The organism is Pseudonocardia sp. Ae331_Ps2, assembly GCF_001932405.1.
GTDB lineage: Bacteria > Actinomycetota > Actinomycetes > Mycobacteriales > Pseudonocardiaceae > Pseudonocardia.
This window is the reverse complement of record NZ_MCIM01000001.1, coordinates 3,929,179-3,947,725: the sequence shown is the minus strand read 5'-3', so window position 1 is coordinate 3,947,725 and position 18,547 is coordinate 3,929,179. Positions and strand designations below refer to the sequence as shown.

General features: G+C 75.8%; 16 protein-coding genes. 3 read left to right on the top strand and 13 right to left on the bottom strand.

Going from position 1 to position 18,547, the window contains the following annotated elements; genetic code table 11:
* Nucleotides 1-26: 26 nt before the first annotated feature.
* Together Ae331Ps2_RS18940 and Ae331Ps2_RS18935 are read left to right on the top strand one after the other, a co-directional pair.
* Nucleotides 27-617 carry a TetR/AcrR family transcriptional regulator gene (locus tag Ae331Ps2_RS18940; protein WP_020623336.1) on the top strand — a complete coding sequence of 197 codons (591 nt, stop codon included), beginning with the start codon at nt 27-29 and terminating at the stop codon, nt 615-617.
* A gap of 227 nt (nt 618-844) precedes the next feature.
* Nucleotides 845-3,145 (top strand): molybdopterin-dependent oxidoreductase, encoded by a 2,301-nt coding sequence (locus Ae331Ps2_RS18935; protein WP_249265581.1) that lies wholly within the window; start codon nt 845-847, stop codon nt 3,143-3,145.
* Between the two features lie 12 nt (nt 3,146-3,157).
* Here the strand turns inward: Ae331Ps2_RS18935 and Ae331Ps2_RS18930 are convergent, their stop codons facing one another.
* The 12 genes from Ae331Ps2_RS18930 to Ae331Ps2_RS33860 form a co-directional block, all read right to left on the bottom strand.
* Nucleotides 3,158-4,195: an LLM class flavin-dependent oxidoreductase gene (locus Ae331Ps2_RS18930; protein ID WP_075307399.1), complete on the bottom strand. Its 1,038-nt coding sequence runs from the start codon at nt 4,193-4,195 to the stop codon at nt 3,158-3,160.
* 68 nt (nt 4,196-4,263) lie between these two features.
* Nucleotides 4,264-5,955, bottom strand: coding sequence for an ABC transporter ATP-binding protein (locus Ae331Ps2_RS18925; protein ID WP_075307401.1), 1,692 nt, complete (start codon nt 5,953-5,955; stop codon nt 4,264-4,266).
* Nucleotides 5,934-6,791: an ABC transporter permease gene (locus Ae331Ps2_RS18920; RefSeq protein ID WP_020623332.1), complete on the bottom strand. Its 858-nt coding sequence runs from the start codon at nt 6,789-6,791 to the stop codon at nt 5,934-5,936. Before Ae331Ps2_RS18920 ends, Ae331Ps2_RS18925 begins: the two co-directional genes overlap by 22 nt.
* Nucleotides 6,788-7,753, bottom strand: coding sequence for an ABC transporter permease (locus tag Ae331Ps2_RS18915; protein ID WP_020623331.1), 966 nt, complete (start codon nt 7,751-7,753; stop codon nt 6,788-6,790). The genes Ae331Ps2_RS18920 and Ae331Ps2_RS18915 overlap by 4 nt, the downstream gene beginning before the upstream one ends.
* A gap of 7 nt (nt 7,754-7,760) precedes the next feature.
* A complete protein-coding gene (locus tag Ae331Ps2_RS18910) occupies nt 7,761-9,404 on the bottom strand; it encodes an ABC transporter substrate-binding protein (RefSeq protein WP_075307403.1) in 1,644 nt (547 codons plus the stop codon).
* A complete protein-coding gene (locus tag Ae331Ps2_RS18905; protein WP_075307405.1) occupies nt 9,401-10,603 on the bottom strand; it encodes an acyl-CoA dehydrogenase family protein in 1,203 nt (400 codons plus the stop codon). The genes Ae331Ps2_RS18910 and Ae331Ps2_RS18905 overlap by 4 nt, the downstream gene beginning before the upstream one ends.
* Nucleotides 10,600-11,814, bottom strand: a complete 1,215-nt coding sequence (locus Ae331Ps2_RS18900; RefSeq protein WP_233147606.1) for an LLM class flavin-dependent oxidoreductase — start codon at nt 11,812-11,814, stop codon at nt 10,600-10,602. Before Ae331Ps2_RS18900 ends, Ae331Ps2_RS18905 begins: the two co-directional genes overlap by 4 nt.
* Before the next feature lie 110 nt (nt 11,815-11,924).
* Entirely contained in the window at nt 11,925-13,268 is a 1,344-nt protein-coding gene (locus Ae331Ps2_RS18895; protein ID WP_075307408.1) for an FAD-binding oxidoreductase, read from the bottom strand.
* A gap of 178 nt (nt 13,269-13,446) precedes the next feature.
* Nucleotides 13,447-13,590, bottom strand: coding sequence for a hypothetical protein (locus Ae331Ps2_RS32110; RefSeq protein WP_020622810.1), 144 nt, complete (start codon nt 13,588-13,590; stop codon nt 13,447-13,449).
* 125 nt (nt 13,591-13,715) lie between these two features.
* Entirely contained in the window at nt 13,716-15,533 is a 1,818-nt protein-coding gene (locus Ae331Ps2_RS34300) for a rhodanese-like domain-containing protein (protein WP_075307410.1), read from the bottom strand.
* The gene (locus tag Ae331Ps2_RS18885; protein ID WP_075307412.1) at nt 15,530-16,294 is read right to left on the bottom strand and encodes an alpha/beta hydrolase; all 765 of its coding nucleotides are present in this window, start codon (nt 16,292-16,294) and stop codon (nt 15,530-15,532) included. Before Ae331Ps2_RS18885 ends, Ae331Ps2_RS34300 begins: the two co-directional genes overlap by 4 nt.
* A gap of 124 nt (nt 16,295-16,418) precedes the next feature.
* Entirely contained in the window at nt 16,419-16,550 is a 132-nt protein-coding gene (locus Ae331Ps2_RS33860) for a hypothetical protein (protein ID WP_255407920.1), read from the bottom strand.
* Between the two features lie 96 nt (nt 16,551-16,646).
* Here Ae331Ps2_RS33860 and Ae331Ps2_RS18880 point away from each other — a divergent pair, with 96 nt between their 5' ends.
* The gene (locus Ae331Ps2_RS18880) at nt 16,647-17,522 is read left to right on the top strand and encodes a LysR substrate-binding domain-containing protein (protein WP_075307414.1); all 876 of its coding nucleotides are present in this window, start codon (nt 16,647-16,649) and stop codon (nt 17,520-17,522) included.
* Nucleotides 17,523-17,533: 11 nt separating this feature from the next.
* Here Ae331Ps2_RS18880 and Ae331Ps2_RS18875 read toward each other — a convergent pair whose 3' ends face one another.
* A complete protein-coding gene (locus Ae331Ps2_RS18875) occupies nt 17,534-18,520 on the bottom strand; it encodes an ABC transporter substrate-binding protein (protein WP_083695742.1) in 987 nt (328 codons plus the stop codon).
* Between the last annotated feature and the right edge of the window lie 27 nt (nt 18,521-18,547).

Here is an 18,547-nt window from a genome sequence, read left to right as displayed (position 1 = left end):
GCAAATTTGTTTGCTAGTGTCCGGCCATGCGCCGTACCCAGCAGGAACGCCGCGACCAGGCCGAAGCCGCGTTGCTCACCGCCGCCGCCGAGCTCGTCGTCGAGCAGGGCGTGCGGTCGCTGACGCTCGCCCGTGTCGGGGAACGGGCCGGGTACAGCCGCGGCATCGTCACCCACCACTTCGGCGGGAAGCAGGCGTTGGTGGAGCGGCTGGCGCGCGCCACCCAGGCCGGGTTCGTCCCGGGACTCGACGACCTCCCGCCCGGCCTCGACCGCCTGCTGCGGCTGATCGACGGCTACCTCGGGGAGCTCGGCCGGATCGGTGCGTTCCACCAGGCCTTCCTGCTGCTGTGGGCCGAGGCCGCCACCCAGCCCGAGCTCGCCCCGATCTTCCGCGAACGGGACGCGGCCTTCCGCGCCGACCTGCGCGACGACGTCGAGGCCGGCATCGCGGACGGCAGCATCACGGCGGACGCCGGCGCGGACGAGGTCGCGACCGCCGTCGTCGGGCAGCTGCGCGGGATCGCGTTGCAGCGGCTGCTCGCCCCGGACAGCGTCGACACCGAGGCGCTGCGCCGGAGCGTCACCGCCCAGTGGCGCCGTGCCCTGGCCCGGTAGCCCGCTCCAGGTCCCGCAGCCACGGGGGCGCCGACACCGGGGCGGCGCCATAGGGCGCCCGTCCGGTCCTGGGAGAGGGCGCCGGATTCCGCTCCCGGCACCGCGTCGTCGGGTGCCCCACAGGGGTGCGACCCGGCACCGCCGGCCGGACCGATCGCGCAGGACGATCGACGGCGATGGCGGATCGTCGTTGGACACCGCCGGTCCCGGCCGCCTTGACTCGGACGGTGGCCGTCCCCGCTCCCCCGCCGGCCGCCCGCCACCACAGCTCGCACTGGGGTTCGTTCCGGGCCGTCACCTCCCCCTCCGGGCTCGCCGTGTTCCCCCGGCCCGGCGACCCCGACCCGTCGCCGCTGCTCGGCAACGTCGCCTCCGCCGTCGACCACCCGGCACGGGTGCGGCGCCCCGCGGTGCGGCTCGGGTGGTGGACCGACGGCCCCGGCCCGGACGCGCGACGCGGCGCCGACCGCTGGGTCGAGGTCGGCTGGGACGAGGTGCTCGACCGGCTCGCCACCGAGCTCGCCAGGGTCCGCGACACCCACGGCCCGCAGGCCGTCTACGGCGGCAGCTACGGCTGGGCCAGCGCGGGCCGGTTCCACCACGCGCAGAGCCAGGTCCACCGCTTCCTGAACACCGTGCTCGGCGGGTACGTGCGCTCGGTCGGCACCTACAGCGCGGCCGCCGCGGAGACGGTGCTGCGCCACGTGCTGGGCCCCACCGACGTCGTCTCCAAGGGGCCGGTGACCTGGGACCAGGTGGCCGCGCACACCGACACGGTGCTCGCCTTCGGCGGGATGAACCTGAAGAACTCCACGGTCGGGGCGGGCGGGATCAGCGCCCACGTGGAGCGCTCGGCGCTGGCCGCGGCAGCCGCGCGCGGCGCGCACCTGGTGAACATCGGGCCGCTGCGCTCGGACCTGCCGGCGCAGGCGCGCCCGCGGTGGCTGTCGCTGCCGCCGGGCACCGACACCGCGCTGATGCTCGGGCTGCTGCACACCCTGCTCGAGGAGGACCGGCACGACCGGGCGTTCCTGGACCGGTACTGCGTCGGCTGGGACCGGGTCGCCGGGTACCTGCGCGGCAGCGACGACGGCGTCGTCAAGGACGCCGTCTGGGCGGCGGGGATCACCGGGGTGGCGGCCGAGGCGATCCGCGGGCTCGCGCGGTGCGCGGCGGCCGGGCGGACCCTGGTCACCGTCGCGCAGTCGCTGCAGCGCGCCGAGTTCGGCGAGCAACCGGTCTGGGCGGGGATCGCCCTGGCCGCCGCACTCGGCCAGATCGGGCTGCCCGGCGGCGGGTTCTGCTACGGGCTGGGCTCGATCGGGCACTACGGCAGGCCCCGGGTCGACGTCGCGATCGGGGCGCTCCCCCAGGGCACGGGTGGCGTCGACGAGGCGATCCCGGTGGCCCGGGTCGCGGACATGCTGCTGCACCCCGGCGAGCTCTACGACCACGACGGCCGCCGCGGCCGCTACCCGCACGTGCGACTCGCCTACTGGGCGGGCGGCAACCCGTTCCACCACCACCAGGACCTCGGGCGGCTGCGCCGGGCCGTCGCCCGGCTCGACACCTTCGTGGTGCACGAGCCGGCCTGGACCGCGACCGCCCGGCACGCCGACGTCGTGCTCCCGACGACCTGGACGATCGAGCGTGACGACATCGGCGCGAGCCGCCACGACCCGGTGATGACCGCGATGCACCGGCTCACCGACCCGCCCGGCGAGGCCCGCGACGACCATGCCGTCCTCGCCGCGCTCGCCGAGAGGCTCGGCGCGGGCGCGGCGTTCACCGGCGGCCGGGACACCGACGGCTGGCTCGCCCACCTCTACGAGGTGACCCGCGCCGACCTGGCCGCCCGCGGTCTGCCCGCTCCGTCCTACGGCCGGTTCCGCGTCGAGGGCGAGCTCGCGCTCCCCACCCGTCCCGACGACGGGGACGTGCTCGCCGCGTTCCGCGCCGACCCCGCAGCGCACCCGCTGCCGACGCCGTCGGGCCGCATCGAGCTGTACTCGGCGACCGTCGCCGCATTCGGCTACGCCGACGCCCCCGGGTACCCGGTGTGGCGGGCACCGACCGACGCGCCGACCGCGCGGCACCCGTTGTGGCTGGTCGCGAACCAACCGGCGACCCGGCTGCACTCGCAGCTGGACTTCGGTGCGCACAGCGCCGCGCACAAGATCGACGGCCGCGAGGTCGTCGCCGTCCACCCGGACGACGCCGCGACCCGCGGCATCGCCGACGGCGACCTGGTCCGGCTGCACAACGACCGCGGGGCCTGTCTGGCCGCGGCCCGGGTCACCGACGAGGTGCGGGCCGGGGTGGTGCAGCTGCCGACCGGGGCCTGGTTCGACCCACTGGACCCGGCGGCGGAGCGGCCGTTCTGCGTGCACGGCAACCCGAACGTGCTCACCCGCGACGTGGGCACCTCGCCGCTGGCGCAGGGCTGCACCGGCCAGCACGCGGCCGTCGAGCTGACCCGCCACGACGAGCCGGTGCGCCCGGTGGGGGCGCACCGGCCGCCGGTGTGACCCGGGCGCGGGTCAGGCCGGGGACCAGCCCCAGGCCGGGGCGACGGCGGCGAGGTCGGTGAGCAGCCGGACGTTCGCCCCGGGCCCGAAGCCCGGTGGCAGGAACAGCACGACCTCGTCGGCGGCGGCGATCCCGGGGTCGGCGAGCACCGAGGCGGCGACCTCGTCGGGGGTGCCGTGGTGCACCGGGCTGATCCGCTGCCCGGCCGGGAGCTGCGCGCCGACCACCGGTTCGAGTGCGCCGCGCGGCCGGGACGCGGCCATCCCCTCGGTGCGGCGCTGGTGGTCGTAGGCGGCGTAGGTCTCGCGCAGCGCCGCGGTGGTCCCGGGCAGGATCGACGCGGCGACGGCGACCGGCGGCGGGGTGGAGCCGTGCACCTCGTACCAGGTGTCGCGGTAGGCCGCGATCACCCGGGCCTGGTACTGCGCGAACGTCTCCCCCTCGGCGAGGCCGTGCAGCACGGTGCCGGTGATCAGGCCGAGCCCGAGGCGGGCCGCGCGGCGCGCGGAGTCGGTGCTCGCCGCGCCGATCCGCAGCCGGCCGCGCAGCCCGGGGCTGTGCGGGGTGACCCGGATCGGGGTGCCGACCGGGGCGCCCTGGCCCGGCCCGTCGACGACGTGCAACGGCTCGCCGGACACCCCGGCGAGGAACCGGTCGAGCCGGCGCAGCGCCTCGGTCCGCGGGTCGGTGTCGACACCGCCGAACACCGCGTCCCACGACGCCTGGGAGCCGGTCGCGAGCGCCAGCTCCAGCCGGCCGCCGACGAGCAGGTCGGTGGTCCCGGCGGCCTCGGCGAGCAGCACCGGGTCCTGGTAGCGCATCGGGAGCACCGCGGAACCGAGCCGGATCCGCGACGTGTGCTGCCCGACGGCGGCGAAGAACGGCAGCGGCGAGGACAGGTAGTGGTCGAAGTGACGCTGGTAGGCCCACCCGGCGTCGTAGCCGAGGTCCTCGGCGGCCCGGTAGAGCGCGATCCCCTCGGCGAGCCCGGCGGCGGGGCCGTGGTCGTCGGACCAGGACACCCGGGTGTTGAAGCCGAGCCCGGTCACCGGGCGAGGCCCGCCCGCCGGAGCGGCCGTCCGTGGGCCCGACGCGGTCGACGACGTGGCCGGGGCGTTCACGCGGCGGCCCGCCCGGTCCCGGGCAGCGAGGCGAGCAGCGTGCGGGTGTACTCCGCGCGCGGCTCGTCGAAGATCGACGCGACCGGACCGGACTCGACCACGCGTCCGTGCTGGAGCACCGACACCGTGTGCGCGAGCTGGCGGACCAGTGCCAGGTCGTGCGAGACGAACACGTAGGTGAGCCCCAGCTCGGCCTGCAGCCGCAGCAGCGTCTCCACGATCCCGGCCTGCACCGTGACGTCGAGCGCGGAGGTCGGCTCGTCGAGCACGATCACGTCCGGTCGCAGCACCAGGGCGCGGGCGAGCGCGACCCGCTGCCGCTGCCCGCCCGACAGCGCGGCCGGGCGCCGGTCGAGCAGCTCCTCGGCCAGACCGACCGAGGCGAGGGCGGCCCGCACCAGCGCGGTGCGCTCGCCGCGGTCGCCGACCCGGAACCGGTCCAGCGGCTCGCGGACCAGCCGTCCGACCTTCCATCGCGGGTCCAGCGAGGTGAACGGGTTCTGGTAGACGAGCTGCAGGTGGCGACGGATGTCGCGCAGCTCGGCGCGCGAGCGGCCGTGCAGCGTGCGACCCGCGACGACGATCCGCCCGGCGTCGGGCCGCTCCAGGCCGAGCAGCATCCGGACCGCGGTCGTCTTGCCCGACCCGGACTCACCGACCAGCGCGTGGGTGGTGCCCGACGGCACGCGGAACGACACATCGTCGGCGGCGACGACACCGCCCGGGAAGGTCTTGGCGACGCCGTCGAGCTCGATCCGCGGCTCGGCCCCGGACCGTGCCCGTCCGACCGCGCGCAGCTCGGCCCAGCGGTCGGGGTGCAGCGCGGGCACGTCGGCGTGCAGCCGGCGCGCGTACTCCGAGGCCGGGCGCTGCGAGACCTGCCGGGTCGGGCCGGTCTCCTGCACGGTGCCGTCCTTGAGCACGAGCAGCTCCTCGGCCCGGTCGGCGGCGACGGCCAGGTCGTGGGTGATCAGCAACAGCCCGATCCCGAGCTCGGTGCGCAGACCGGTGAGCAGGTCGAGGATGCGGCGCTGCACGGTCACGTCGAGCGCCGAGGTCGGCTCGTCGGCGACCAGCAGCGACGGCTGGGGCAGGACCGCGAGGCCGATGAGGACGCGTTGCAGCATCCCGCCGGAGAGCTGGTGCGGGTAGGCACCGTAGACCCGGACCGGGTCGGGCAGCCCGACGCGCTCCAGGGTGTCGAGCACCAGGGCGCGCCGGTCCGCGGGCGCGACGCCGGCGGCGAGCGCGGCCGCCTCCAGGGCCTGCGAGCCGATGGTGCGGACCGGGTTGAGCGAGCTGGCCGGATCCTGCGGGACGAACCCGAGGGTGCGTCCCCGCAGTGGCCGGAACGCGCGCTCGGACAGGCCCAGCACCTCGCGGCCGTCGACCTCGACCCGGCCGGTGGCCCGGCCGGGTGTGGGCAGCAGCCGCAGCAGCGAGCGGGCGATCGTGGACTTGCCCGATCCGGACTCGCCGATCACCGCGAGCGAGCCGCCCGCGGCCAGTGTCAGGTCCACACCGGACACGACGCGGTGGTGGCCGTAGTGCACGGTCAGGTCCGAGACCCGCAGCAGCGGCGGTCCGGGCAGGTCGGTGGGTTCCGCGGCGCCGGCGGGATCGGCACCGGTGTCGGTGTCGGTGTCGGTGTCGAGGACGGTGCCGGTCAGTCGGTCGTGCGGAGCCATCGGCTGATCCTGTTCACGGAGAGGACGGTGACGATCGTGACGAGTGCCGGCGCCCAGACGAGCCAGGGCGCCAGCGGGTAGTCCTTGCCGGTCGCGACGAGCAGACCCCAGTCCGAGGCGGGCGGCGGGTCGCCGTAGCCGAGGAACGCGAGGCTGGCGATGACCAGCACCGAGAGCCCGAACTGCAGGACGGCGAGCTGCAGCACCGAGCGCGAGGCGTTGGGCAGGACGTGGCGCAGCAGCACGTGCCAGCGGGAGCCGCCGAGCAGCAGGGCGGCCTCGACGTAGACGGCCGAGCGGGTCTTGAGCACCTCCGAGCGCATCACCCTGGCGAACACCGCGATCGCGGAGATGCCGGTGGCGACGGCGGCGTTGATGGTCTGGAACCCCAGCGCGCTGACGATCACCACGGCGAGCAGGAAGCTGGGGATGGCGAGCAGGACGTCGACGAGCCGGGCGAGCACGACGTCGACGAGGCCGCCGAGGAACCCGGCGAGCAGCCCGATCGCGCCACCCACGAGGACACCGATCGCAACCGCGACCAGCGCGCTGGTCACCGAGGACGCGGTGCCGTGCACGATCCGGGCGAACACGTCACGGCCCAGCTGATCGGTGCCGAGCAGGTGCCCGGCGCCGGGTGGGCGGAACAGCTCCGAGGGGATCCCGTCGACCGGGTCGTGGCTGGTGAACAGCCCGGGCGCGACCGCCCAGGCCAGCACGAGCGCGACGACCACGAACGAGGCCAGCACCGTCGGCGGCGCCCACCGACGGGTCCGGGCGGCGCGGGCGTCCGGCTCGGGTGCCCCGTCGGTGCGGGTGAGGGCGGGGGCGCTCATGCGGTCACTCCTGCTTCCTGGCGGGCCACCGGTCGCACCCGCGGGTCGAGCAGCGGATAGACCAGGTCGGCGACGAGGTTGACGACGACGAACACGACGGCGGCGAGGGTGACCACCGCCTGCAGGACGGGCAGGTCCTGCATGGCGACCGAGCGTTCGACGAGACTGCCGAGCCCGGTGCGCCCGAAGACCGCCTCGATGATCACCGCGCCGCCGAGGACCTCACCGACCATCAGCGCGAAGACCGTCACCACCGGCAGCGACGACGGCCGGAGCAGGTGCCGCGCCAGCAGCCGGGTCCGGGTGAGCCCGCGGGAGCGGGCCACCGCCACGTACTCCTGGTCGGCCTCGTGGTCGAGGTTGGCGATGAGCACCTCGGCGATCTGGGCGGAGACCCAGATCCCGAGGGTGAGCGCCGCGAAGAAGGTCGCGACGGCGGAGTCGGCGTCGATGGCCCGGAACCACCCGAGCCGGAAGGAGAACACCTGGATCAGCAGCAGCCCGACCAGGAAGGTCGGCGCCGACAGCGACAGCGCGGGCACCGACCGCAGGATCGAGCTGTACGGGGCGGGCAGCCGGTGCACACCGAACGCGACGCCGAAGGCGATCACGACGGCGATCGTCATGGCCGATGCGGCGAGCGCCAGGGTGGAGGGCAGCGCCTCGGCCACCATCCCGGACACCGGCAGGTTGGACCGCAGCGAGAGGCCGAGGTCGCCCGTCACGAACCGGGACGCCGACTCCCACAGCTGGACCGGGACGGGGCGGTCGAGGCCGTAGTAGGCCACGATCCGCGCGATCTCCTCCTCGGTGAACCCGTTCTCGGGGTTGCGCAGCGTCGTCGTCACCGGGTCGCCCGGCAGGACGCTGATCACGACGAAGGTGAACACGTAGGCGAGGGCCACCACGACGAGCGACTGCCCGGCGCGGCGCAGCGCGTAGCTGACGTAGTCCCGGTTCATCGCGCGATCAGTCCTGCAGCCATGCGGTGTAGTAGTTCGCGTAGGCGACGCCGTTGTAGGTCACGCCCTGCACCCGCGGGGACTGCGCGTAGATGCGCTGCACGATCTGGGTGATCGGCACGAAGTACCCCTGGTCGAGGACGTGGGCCTGCAGCTGGTCGAGGAGCTCGTTGCGCGCGGCGGGGTCCTTCGCCCCGGCGATGCCGTCGGCGAGCTGGTCGAGCTTCTGGTCGCTGCGGCCGAGGCCGAACCAGTTCTCCCCCTTGTTCGCGTCGGTGAGCACGCCGGAGACGGTGCCGGCGTCGATGAAGCTGCGGGTGACCTCGTAGGCGGGCACCGTGGGGCTCCCGACGACGACCTTCTGCGTGTAGTTGACGACGTCGAGTGCCTGGATCGGCGCCTCGATCCCGACCTTGCGCAGCTGCTGGGCGATCAGCTCGTCGATCGCCCTCGAGGTGGCGAGGTAGGGGTTGGGGTGCAGCGTGACCGAGAGACGCTTCCCGTCCTTGACGCGGATCCCGTCGGGGCCGGGCACCCAGCCGGCCTGGTCGAGCAGCGCCGTGGCCTTCGCCACGTCGAAGGCGAACGACGACGAGTGGTCGGTGGCACCGGGGACGTTGCTCTGGATGAACGACTCGGCCTTCTGCCAGTCCGGGGTGTAGACGGTCGCGATGATCTCGTCGCGGTCGATGGCGTGCTGCACGGCCTGGCGGACGCGGACGTCGTCGAACGGGGCGACCGTCGTGTTCAGCGCGAAGCCGTTGACGAAGCCGAGGTAGCGCGGGGTGGCGGTGGTCAGGCCCTGCGCCTTGAGCGTCTCCAGCTCCTTGGGCGAGGGGTTGTAGGCGACGTCGGCCTGCCCGGACTGCACCGAGGAGGTGCGGACCTGCTGCTCGGAGACGACCTTGTAGGTCAGCGTGTCGATCCGGGCCGGGCCCTGGTGGTCCAGCGCGGCGGGCGCCCAGTCGTAGTCGGGGCGCTTGCGGAGCACGACGTTGTCGTCGTCGCGCCAGGACTCGACGACGTACGGGCCGGAGCCGATGTCGTTCGACAGGTCGGCCTGCTGGGCGGCGGGCAGTGCGAGCGTCTTCGGCGAGATCAGGATCGAGCCGTGGTAGCCCAGGGTCGGGATGAAGCCCAGCGTCGGCGAGCGGAACGTGACCTGCACCGTCGTGGGGTCGACCGCCCGGGCGGCCTGGTAGGTCTTCGGGAACAGCCCGATCGGCTTGATGCCCTCGTCGGGGCGGCCCTTGGCCCAGATGTCGAGGTTCGCGACGACGGCGGCCGCGTCGACCGGGGACCCGTCGGAGAACGTGACACCGGGACGCAGCTTCAGGGTGAACTCGGTGGCGTCGGCGTTCTGCTGCCAGCTCTGCGCGACCCACGGCGACACGGCGCCCTTGTCGTCGACGTAGACGAGCTTGTCGGTGACGTGGCCCCACACGTGGCCCTGGAAGCTGGAGATCGAGCTGTCGTTCGGGACCCAGGTGTCGCCGAGCGAGTCGATGAGGAAGGTCAGGTCGCCGCCGTCGGTGGGGGCGCCGGCGGCGGTGTTCTGCACCGCTCCGGTGCCGCAGGCCGACGCGAGGACGGCGGCGGCGAGGACACCGGCGGCGGCGCGCAGCACCGACCGGCGGGAGGGGGTGGTCATCGGGGGTTCTCTTCCTGCGGGGTGGGGCGGGACAGGAGGCGGCGGCCGGCGTCGAGGAACGCGGCGTCCGCCTGCGGCGGGTGGACCCGCACGCAGAGCACGTCCCGCAGGTGCCGTTCGAACGGCAGGTGTCGGGTGAGCGCGGGGTTGCCCAGCGCGGCGACGGCGGTCTCGACCGCCGTGATCGCCGAGCGGGCGATCTGCACCTTGAGCAGCGAGAGCTGCGGCAGGTGCGAGGTCTCGCCGGAGCCCGCGCGCAGCAGGGCCCCGTACAGGAGGGTCTCGGCCTGCGCGACGTGGGCGTCGATCTCGCCGGCGACGGTGCGGATGCGGTCGGTCTCGGCGATCGGGCGCCCGAGCGCGGTGGGGACCCGCTCGCGGGCGTAGCGGACGAACGCGGCCCGGGCGGCGCGCGCCACCCCGACGTAGAGCGCGGGGTGGCCGAGGCTCGCCGGGCCGGTGACGGCGGCCGGGTCGCGGTAGACGCCGTCGTCGCCGCGGGGGATCTCGACGAACGCGTCGAGCGGGAGCGCGACGTCGTCGTAGACCACGTCATGGGTGTTCGAGGCGCGCAGGCCCAGGTGGTCCCAGGTCTCGACCCAGCTGATGCCCGGGGCGTCGGCGGGCACGAGCAGGTGCCCGACGCGCGGCTCGTCGTCGTCGGTGACCGCCCAGACCACGTGGTGGGCCAGCGCGGTGCCACCGGTGGCGTAGGCCTTGCGGCCGGAGAGCGACCAACCGTCGCGGGTGCGGCGGGCGACGGTGGCGGGCAGCCCGCCGCGGGCCGGGGCACCCAGCTCGGGCTCGGCACGCACCGCGTTGATCAGGACCGGCTCGTGCACCGAGCGGCGCAGGATCTCCGCGTAGGTGGCCTCCGGCCAGGTCGCGGCGGCGGCCTGGCCCTGGTGCGCGTTGAGGGTGTTCGCGGTGATCAGGGCGACCGAGGGGTCGCCCTCGCCGAGCGCGACGAGGATCCGGGCCGCGTCGAGCAGCGACACCCCGGGGCCGCCGTGCCGCCGGGCCACGGTGGCGGTGAGCAGCCCGGCCCGGTGCACCGCGGCGATGCCCGCCTCGGGGACGGCACCGCTGCGGTCGTAGGTCTCGGCCGTGGCGGCGAGCTCGGCGGTCACCGCGGCCAACGCGGCGTCGGACAGGTCCGGGACCGGGAGCGCCGCGGTCCGCTCGTCGAGCGCGGTCACAGGACACCGGCCAGCGCGTCGGCGTCGAAATCAGGGGCGAACGCGCCCGGGTGGTCGGCCTGCAGGGTGCCCCGGCGCCCGGTGGCGTCGCGGTGCGCGAGCTCCTCACGGACCAGGGGCAGCACCCGGCGGCCGTAGTCGGCGGCGTCGGCGAGGGTGTCGTAGCCGCGGATGGACACGAGGTCGGCACCCAGGTCGATGTAGTCGACGATCGCCGCGGCGACGGTCTCGGGGGTGCCGACCAGCGCGGTCGACGCACCGCCCGCGTTCGTGACGGCGGCGGTGCGGGTCCACAGCGCACGGTCGTAGACCTCGGCGCGAGCGGCGAACTCCAGTGCCCGCTGCGAGCCGACGTTCTGCGGGCTGCCGGTGAAGCGGTGCTTGGTCGCGCCGCGCCGGAAGCTCGCACCGATGGCGTCGGCGTAGCGGTAGGCCTTGGCCCACGCCAGCTCGTCGGTGCGGTCGACGATCGGGCGGAAGGTCACCCAGATCCGCGGCCGCGGCCGGCCCGCGGCGTCGGCGATCGCGTGCACCCGGCCGATCTGGGCGCGGATGTCGGCGAGCGGCTCGCCCCAGAAGCTGAACACGTCGGCCTGCCGGCCACCGATCTCGAACGCCTCGTCGGACTGGCCGCCGATGGAGATCGGGATGGTGTCGCCGTAGGGCGCGAAGCCGGGCCCGAAGTCGTCGAAGCGGTAGAACTCCCCGTCGTGGCCGAACGCCTCGGTCTCGGTCCAGGCGCGGCGCAGCAGCGTGATGAACTCGCTGGTGCGGGCGTAGCGGCGGGCCTTGGGCAGGTAGTCGCCCTGGCGGGCCTGCTCGGCGTCGCTGCCGCCGGAGATGAGGTGGACGACGGCGCGCCCCTCGGTCAGCTGGTCGAGCGTGGCGAGCTGCTGGGCCACCACCAGGGGGAAGGCGGTGTTCGGCCGGACGGCGACGATCGGGCGCAGCCGCTCGGTGAGCTGTCCGACCGCGGAGGCCACGACGAAGGAGTCCGCGGTGTTCGAGCCGTAGGGCAGCAGCGTGTAGTCGTAGCCGGACTCCTCCAGGGTGCGCACGTAGCGCCGGAAGTAGGGCAGGTCGATGCCGCGGGTCGGCAGCGGGGCGAGCTCGGTGGAGGGGTTCAGGTGCGACAGCGAGATGAACTCGACGCGGCGGGCGGCCGTCTCGGGAACGGTGTCGGACGGGGCGGTCACGGGCGTGTCGGGCACGGTGTCTCCTCGGTGCGGGTACGGGCGGACGGCCGGGGCGCGGCGGTGCGGCACGTCCGGGGCGGGTGTCGGGTCACGGGTGGGCGGTCGGGCGCTGCGGCCCGGGGAGGTCAGAGGGCCTTGCCGGGGTTGAGGACGCCGCGGGGGTCGAACACCGATCGCAGCCGCTGCTGCAGGTCCACCAGGTCGTCGCCGAGCTCGTCGCGCAGCCAGCGGCGCTTGAGCAGGCCGACGCCGTGCTCCCCGGTCAGCGTGCCGCCCAGGCGCAGTGCCGTCGCGAACACCTCCCCGGCGACGTCCCACACCTGCTGGTCGAGCTCACGGCCCGGTTCGAGGACGAGGATCGGGTGCAGGTTGCCGTCGGCGGCGTGCGCCATCGTCGCGATCCGGATCCCGCTGCGGGCCGAGATCGCGGCGATCGCGGTGACCGCCTCGGCGAGCCGCGAGCGCGGCACCGCGACGTCCTCGACGAGGACCCGGCCCAGCCGCTCCAGGGCCGGCAGTCCGGCGCGGCGGGTGGCGAGCAGAGCCTGCGACCCGGCGTCGTCGGTGGCGAGGTCGACCCGCGACGCGAGCGGGGCGACCACGGCGCGCACCGCGTCGATCTCCGCGGCGGCGCCGAAACCGTCGGTCTGGACCAGCAGGAACGCCGCCCCGTGCGACGCGGCCCCGCCGGCCGCGGCGATCGCGTCCAGGCACGTCGTGTCGAGCAGCTCGGCGACGGCGGGCTGCAGCCGGGCCGCGGTGATCGCGGCGGCCGCGGCGGCGGCCGTGGTGACGTCGTCGAACCAGGCGGCCAGGGTCGCGGTCGCGACCGGGACCGGCCGCAGCCGGACGGTCGCGCCGACGACCACCCCGAGGGTCCCCTCGGAACCGACGAACAGCCCGGTCAGGTCGTAGCCGGCGACGCCCTTGACGGTGCGCCGTCCGGTGGCGACCCGGCGGCCGTCGGCGAGGACGACGTCCAGGCCGAGCACGGCCTCGCGGGTGACGCCGTACTTGGCGCAGCGCAGCCCGCCCGCGTTGGTCGCGATGTTCCCGCCGATCGTGGAGATCGCCGCGCTGGCCGGGTCCGGGGCGTAGCGCAGGCCGTGCGCGGCGGCCGCGGCATCGAGGTCGGCGGTGAGGACCCCGGCCTCGACGACGGCGAGCTCGTCGACGGGGGAGATCTCCACGATCCGGTCGAGACCGCTCAGGTCGAGCACCACGCTCCCGGCCCCGGCGACCGCTCCCCCGGACAGCCCGGTCCCGGCCCCGCGGACGACGACCGGGGTGCCGGTGGCGTGGGCGTGGGTCAGCAGCTCGACGACGTCGTCCACCGAGCGGGCGGCGACGACGGCATCCGGGATCGAGCCCGGGTCGAACCCGGAGCGGTCCAGGCGGGCGGCGGTCCGGACGGCCGGGTCGGTGCTCCATCCCGTCAGGGCGGACGGGTCGGTACGGGGGTGGGTCACGGTGCTGACGGCACGGCTGGGCGCAGGGAGGTCTGCTTCCGGTTCGGCGCCCCGCCGCGGACCGCAGGGCGGTACGGCGGGGGCGGGCCCGCCGGGAGGGCGGGTCGGGAGGGCGGCGCGCGGTGGGGGCACGCAGGGACCGGAGGAGGGACCCGGGGGGCGGCGCTGCGGCCGGGTCTCAGCGGGCGCGACAGCCCGCGGAGAACACGGTGCCGTGGTCGATCACGCGGCGCCGGGTGAACCCGGTCGGCGCGGGCGGCGGGCACGACGGTGCCGGACGGCGGCGCGGCGCCGCGGGCCCGGTCGAGGTCGTCGTGTCCACACCGACGAGTGAATCCCGGACGACCGGTCGGGGTCCAGCGACGAATCGGGATCGGTTCCGATCACGCGACGCGATCGATGACCGCGTGGCGCCCCGTCCGGGCGGCGTGCGGGCCTCGGCGCCGGTCACGGCCGCGCCCCGGTGGCGACCGGGCGCGCCGGGTCGTTCGACCACGCCGACCAGGACCCCGGGTACAGCGCGGCGCGCACACCGACCGCGGCGAGCGCGGCCACCTGGTGGGCGGCGGTCACCCCGGATCCGCAGTAGACACCGACCGGCCGGTCGAGCGCACCGAGCGCGGCGAAGCGGGCGCGCAGCGCGGCGGGGTCGCGGAAGCGGCCGTCGGGGGCGAGGTTGCCCCCGGTGGGAGCGCTCACCGCGCCGGGGACGTGCCCGGCGCGCGGGTCGACCGGCTCGGTCTCACCGCGGTAGCGCTCCCCGGCGCGGGCGTCGAGCAGCAGCCCGTCGCGGGCCAGCGCGGCGGCGGAGTCGGCGTCGAGGACCGGCAGCGCGCCGCCGGTGAGCACGACGTCGCCGGGCTCGGGGTCGGGCACGTCCCCGGACTCGACGGGCAGGCCCGCGGCGGTCCAGGCGGCCAGGCCGCCGTCGAGCAGCCGGACGTCGTCGTGCCCGGCCCAGCGCAGCAACCACCACGCGCGCCCGGCGGCGAGCCCGCCGGTGGCGTCGTACACCACGACCGGGCGGTCGGCGCGCACGCCCCAGCGCCGCGCCGCCGTCTGCAGGGCCGCGACGTCGGGCAGTGGGTGGCGGCCGTCGCGGGGGTCGTCGGAGTGCGCGGCGAGCTCGGTGTCCAGCGGCACGTACACCGCGCCGGGCAGGTGCCCGGCACGGTGGTGCTCGCGCCCGTGCGGGTCGCCGAGGGCCCAGCGGACGTCGAGCAGCACCGGCGGGGTGTCCCCCGCCAGCTCGGCGGCCAGCGCACCCGCGTCGACGAGCACGGACACCGAGGGCAGGGTCGCGGCCAGGTCGGCGTCGTCGAGGTCGTGCGCCCCGGCCCCGTCGGCGACGGCGCGGCGCACCCGGTCCGCGACGGCGGCGTTGCGCGGCGCCGTGGTGCCGTGCAGACCGGCGAGCAGCACGATCTCGCCGTTGAGGAAGTCGGTCTCCGGGCTCACCCCGCGGCGCAGGCTCTGCCAGGTGGAACGCCCCGCGGCCGGTGCTCCGGGCACCGGCCGCACCACCAGCGAACCGAGGTCCGCGGTGGACTCCGCACGGTGGTCGGCCGGGTCGACGCCCGCGGCCCGGTACACCTCGCGGGCCTCGGCGCGCAGCGCGGCCGCGGCCCGCTCACGCAGTCGCCCCGGCGGGTAGAGCGCGTCGAGCGCGTTGCCCAGCACCTGCGGGAGCTTGCCCGCCTTCCAGCGCGGCACGTCGTCGACGAGCTGGGTGGGGTGGCGGGCCGCGGTCAGGTCGGCGGCGATCTCCTCGGCGCGCGCGTCGCGGCCCGCCGGGTACCGGCCGAGCCAGACCAGCCCGGCCGCGGGTGCGCCCGGCGAGACGACCTCGCCGGGGGTGAGGTAGGCCGTCGGCGAGCGCACGACGGCGCCGTACACGGTCGTGAACCGGCGCAGCGCGGCCCGCTCGGTGTCCAGGCCGTTCTGCAGCACGACGACCGGGAGCGACACGGCCGCGGTGCCGTCGGCGACCGGGCGTGCGGCCCAGTGGGCCAGCGCCGCGTCGGCGTCCTGGGCCTTCGTGGCCAGCAGGAGCACGTCGTCGGCGCGCAGGGTCACCTCGTCCTGCGCGGCGGCGGGTACGCCGACCCGCCGCTCCCCCTCGGGACGCAGGTACCGCAGGCCGCCGCGGAGCGCGGCGAGCTGCGCACCGCGGGCGACGAGCACGACCTCGCGCCCGGCGAGGTGCAGCTCGGCGGCCAGCGTGGCGCCGACCGCCCCGGCGCCGACCACGACGTAACGCGTCACCGCGGCACCGCCGCGACCTCGACCCGGGCCAGCGGGGACCCGACACGCAGCCGCTCCAGGAACAGCACCGCGGTGGCGGCGGCGATGCGGTGGGTCGCGTCGTTGAGGGCGTCGTGCACACCGCCGGCGACGCCGACCAGCTCCCCGTCCGGGAGGGCGGCGTAGAAGTCGCGGACGTCGGCGAGCGGGCTGACCGCGTCGGCGGCGCCGTGCAGGCCGAGGACCAGCACCCCGATCGCGGCCGGGCGGGCCCGGTCGACCCAGCCGTCGGGGAGCCGGCCGGTGAGCGCGCCGCGGCGGACGGTGTCGTCGGCGTCGAGGCGGCCGCGATGGGTCGGGCAGGACGTGCGCAGCGCGAGCTCGTCGGCCCAGTCCGGTGCGCCCGGGGTGGTGTGCAGCGGGAGCCCGGCCAGCACGAGGCCGTCGATGCCGGCCGCGCCGTCGGCGACCAGCCCGGCCGCGAACAGCGCGCCGGTGTCGGAGCCGACCAGCACCCGCGGCGGCGGACCGGCCTCACCCGGCTCCTCGGACGGGGTGCGGTCGAGCAGCGAGCGGATCTGACCCAGGGTGCGGGCGGCGTCGACGGTGGGGTCGCTGACCGCCCAGACGCGGTAGCCGTCGGCGGCGATGCGCCTGCCGAACCGCTCGTAGACCGCGGCGTGCTCGCCGCGGCCCGGGACGACGACGACGGTGCCGCGGGGACGGATGCCCTCGGGCTCGGTCCAGGACGCGAGGACCGGGGTCGTGCCGACTGCAGTCATGGAGGACTCATCTCTTTCTCGGGTGACGTCGTCTCGGGTGACGCCGGAGGACACCGGCCCGGGGAGGGCCGGCGGAGGGCGACCGGGGCCGCGCGCTCCGGACGGGTCGCGACCGACCCGTGGTTCAGCGGGCCGGACAGGCCGCGGAGCAGACGGTGCCGTGGTCGACGACCCGGCGACGCGTGAGCCCGCCGTCACGGCACGCGACGGCGGCCGGAACGTGCCGGCCGGGGGTCGCGGAGCGCGGGCGGGTCATGCCCACCATCACAGACGGCCGGGGCGCCCGGGTCCAACGACGAATGCGCATCACAACCGATCGCGATCCGCGATCATTGTCGGTAGCCTCGGTACCGTGCCCGCCGTCCTCGACATCACCGCGCTGCGGAGCATCGTCGCCGTCGCCGACCAGGGCGGGTTCCACCGCGCGGCGCAGTCCCTGACGTTGTCCCAGTCCGCGGTCAGCCAGCACGTCCGTCGCCTGGAGAAGGCCGTCGGACGCCCGCTGGTCCGCAAGGACGGCCGGGTCAGCCGGTTCACCGCCGAGGGCGAGGCGCTGCTCGGCGAGGCCCGTCGCATCCTGGCCGCCCACGACGACGCACTGCGCCGTCTCGGCGTCGGCGACACCCGCGAGTCCCTGGTGCTGGGCTCCACCGAGCACGCCGCGGACGAGCTGCTGCCCCGGGTCATGGAGCGGCTGCAGGAGGTGTTCCCCGGTACCGCGGTGCGCTTCCGGCTCGACCGCTCCAGCCGGCTGAACGACGCCGTCGACCGCGGCACGCTCGATCTGGCGATGTACATCGGCGACGTGGTCGAGGGCCCCGGCGTCGCCGCCGGGGCGATCCCGCTGACCTGGTACGCGGCGCCGGGCTGGCGTCGTCCCGCGGACGGTCCGGTGCCGCTGGTCGTGATCGACTCGCCGTGCACCATCCGGCGTCGCGCCCTGCAGACGCTGTCCGCCGCCGGGATGGCGGCGACCGTCGTCGGGGAGGCCGCCTACCTCGCCGGGGTGCTGAACGCGGTGCGCGGTGGTCTGGGGGTCGCGCTCGTCGCCGGGCTGGGCGACCCGCCCGAGGGGCTGGAGGAGTGCACCGACCTGCCCGGGGCGCCGTCGGAGCCGCTGCACCTGCGGGTCCGGGCCGGGGCCGACCCCCGGCTGGTCGAGACGGCCAGCGCGGCGCTGGCCGCGGTGCTGCCGCCGGCCGGGGACCACCCGCCCCCGGCCGGCTGACCGCTCGCCGCTCAGGACGCCGCCCGGCGCGGCAGCCCGGGCGGGTTGATCCGGGAGTCCTGCAGCGCCTCGTTCTCCAGGTGCCACCGCGCCAGCACCTCGCCGTACTTGCCGCTCGCGATGAGCGCGTCGATCGCCTCGTGGATCGGGCCGACCAGCCCGTCGCCGCGGCGGGTCATGGCCGCGATGTCGGCCTGCACTCCCCCGCCGCCGCCGTTGAGCGAGCCGACCGCCTTCGTCGTGCCACCGGTGGCGACGTGGTAGGCGACGCCGGGGTTCGGGCCGAGGTAGGCGTCGAGGCGTCCGGAGTCCAGGGCGAGGTAGTAGTCACCGGTGTTCTGGTAGTACTGGATCGTCGCCGGTGCGACCCCCGCCGCCTCGTTCTGCCGGTTCCACTCGACCAGGATCTGCTCCTGGTTGGTGCCGGGCGCGACACCGATGGTGAGCCCGGAGATGTCGGCGGGCTTCTCGATCCGCTCCACCCTCCCCGCGTTGCGGGCCTCGAAGGTGACGGTGTCGACGCGGTAGGTCGCGAAGTCGTACTTGTCCTTGCGCTCCTCGGTCACGGTGATGTTGGAGAACCCCGCGTCGTAGGTGCCGGACTCGACCCCGAGGAACAGGTTCTCCCACGACGTCGGCTGCAGGTCGAGCCGCAGCCCGAGCGTGTCCGCGACGAGCTGGGCCAGGTCCGGCTCGACGCCGATGACGGTGCGGTCGTCGTCGGCGCGGAAGGACAGCGGCGGGTTCCCGCTGCCGGTGGTGGCCACGGTGAGCTCTCCCGACTCGCGGACCGCGGCGGGGACCGTCGCGGCGATGGCCTCGATGCGGTCCGCACGGACACGGTTCTGCTCCGGGCTGGTGTTCACCGCCGTCCCGGGGTCCACCGGGGCGGCCTGGTCGGGATCGGCGCCGGCGCAGCCGACGGCGGCGACCAGGGGCAGGACGAGGGCGACGGCCGCGAGGCGCAGGTGGCGCAGCGGCCGGGGGATCCGGGACATCGATACTCCTGTGGGGAGGTCGGCGCA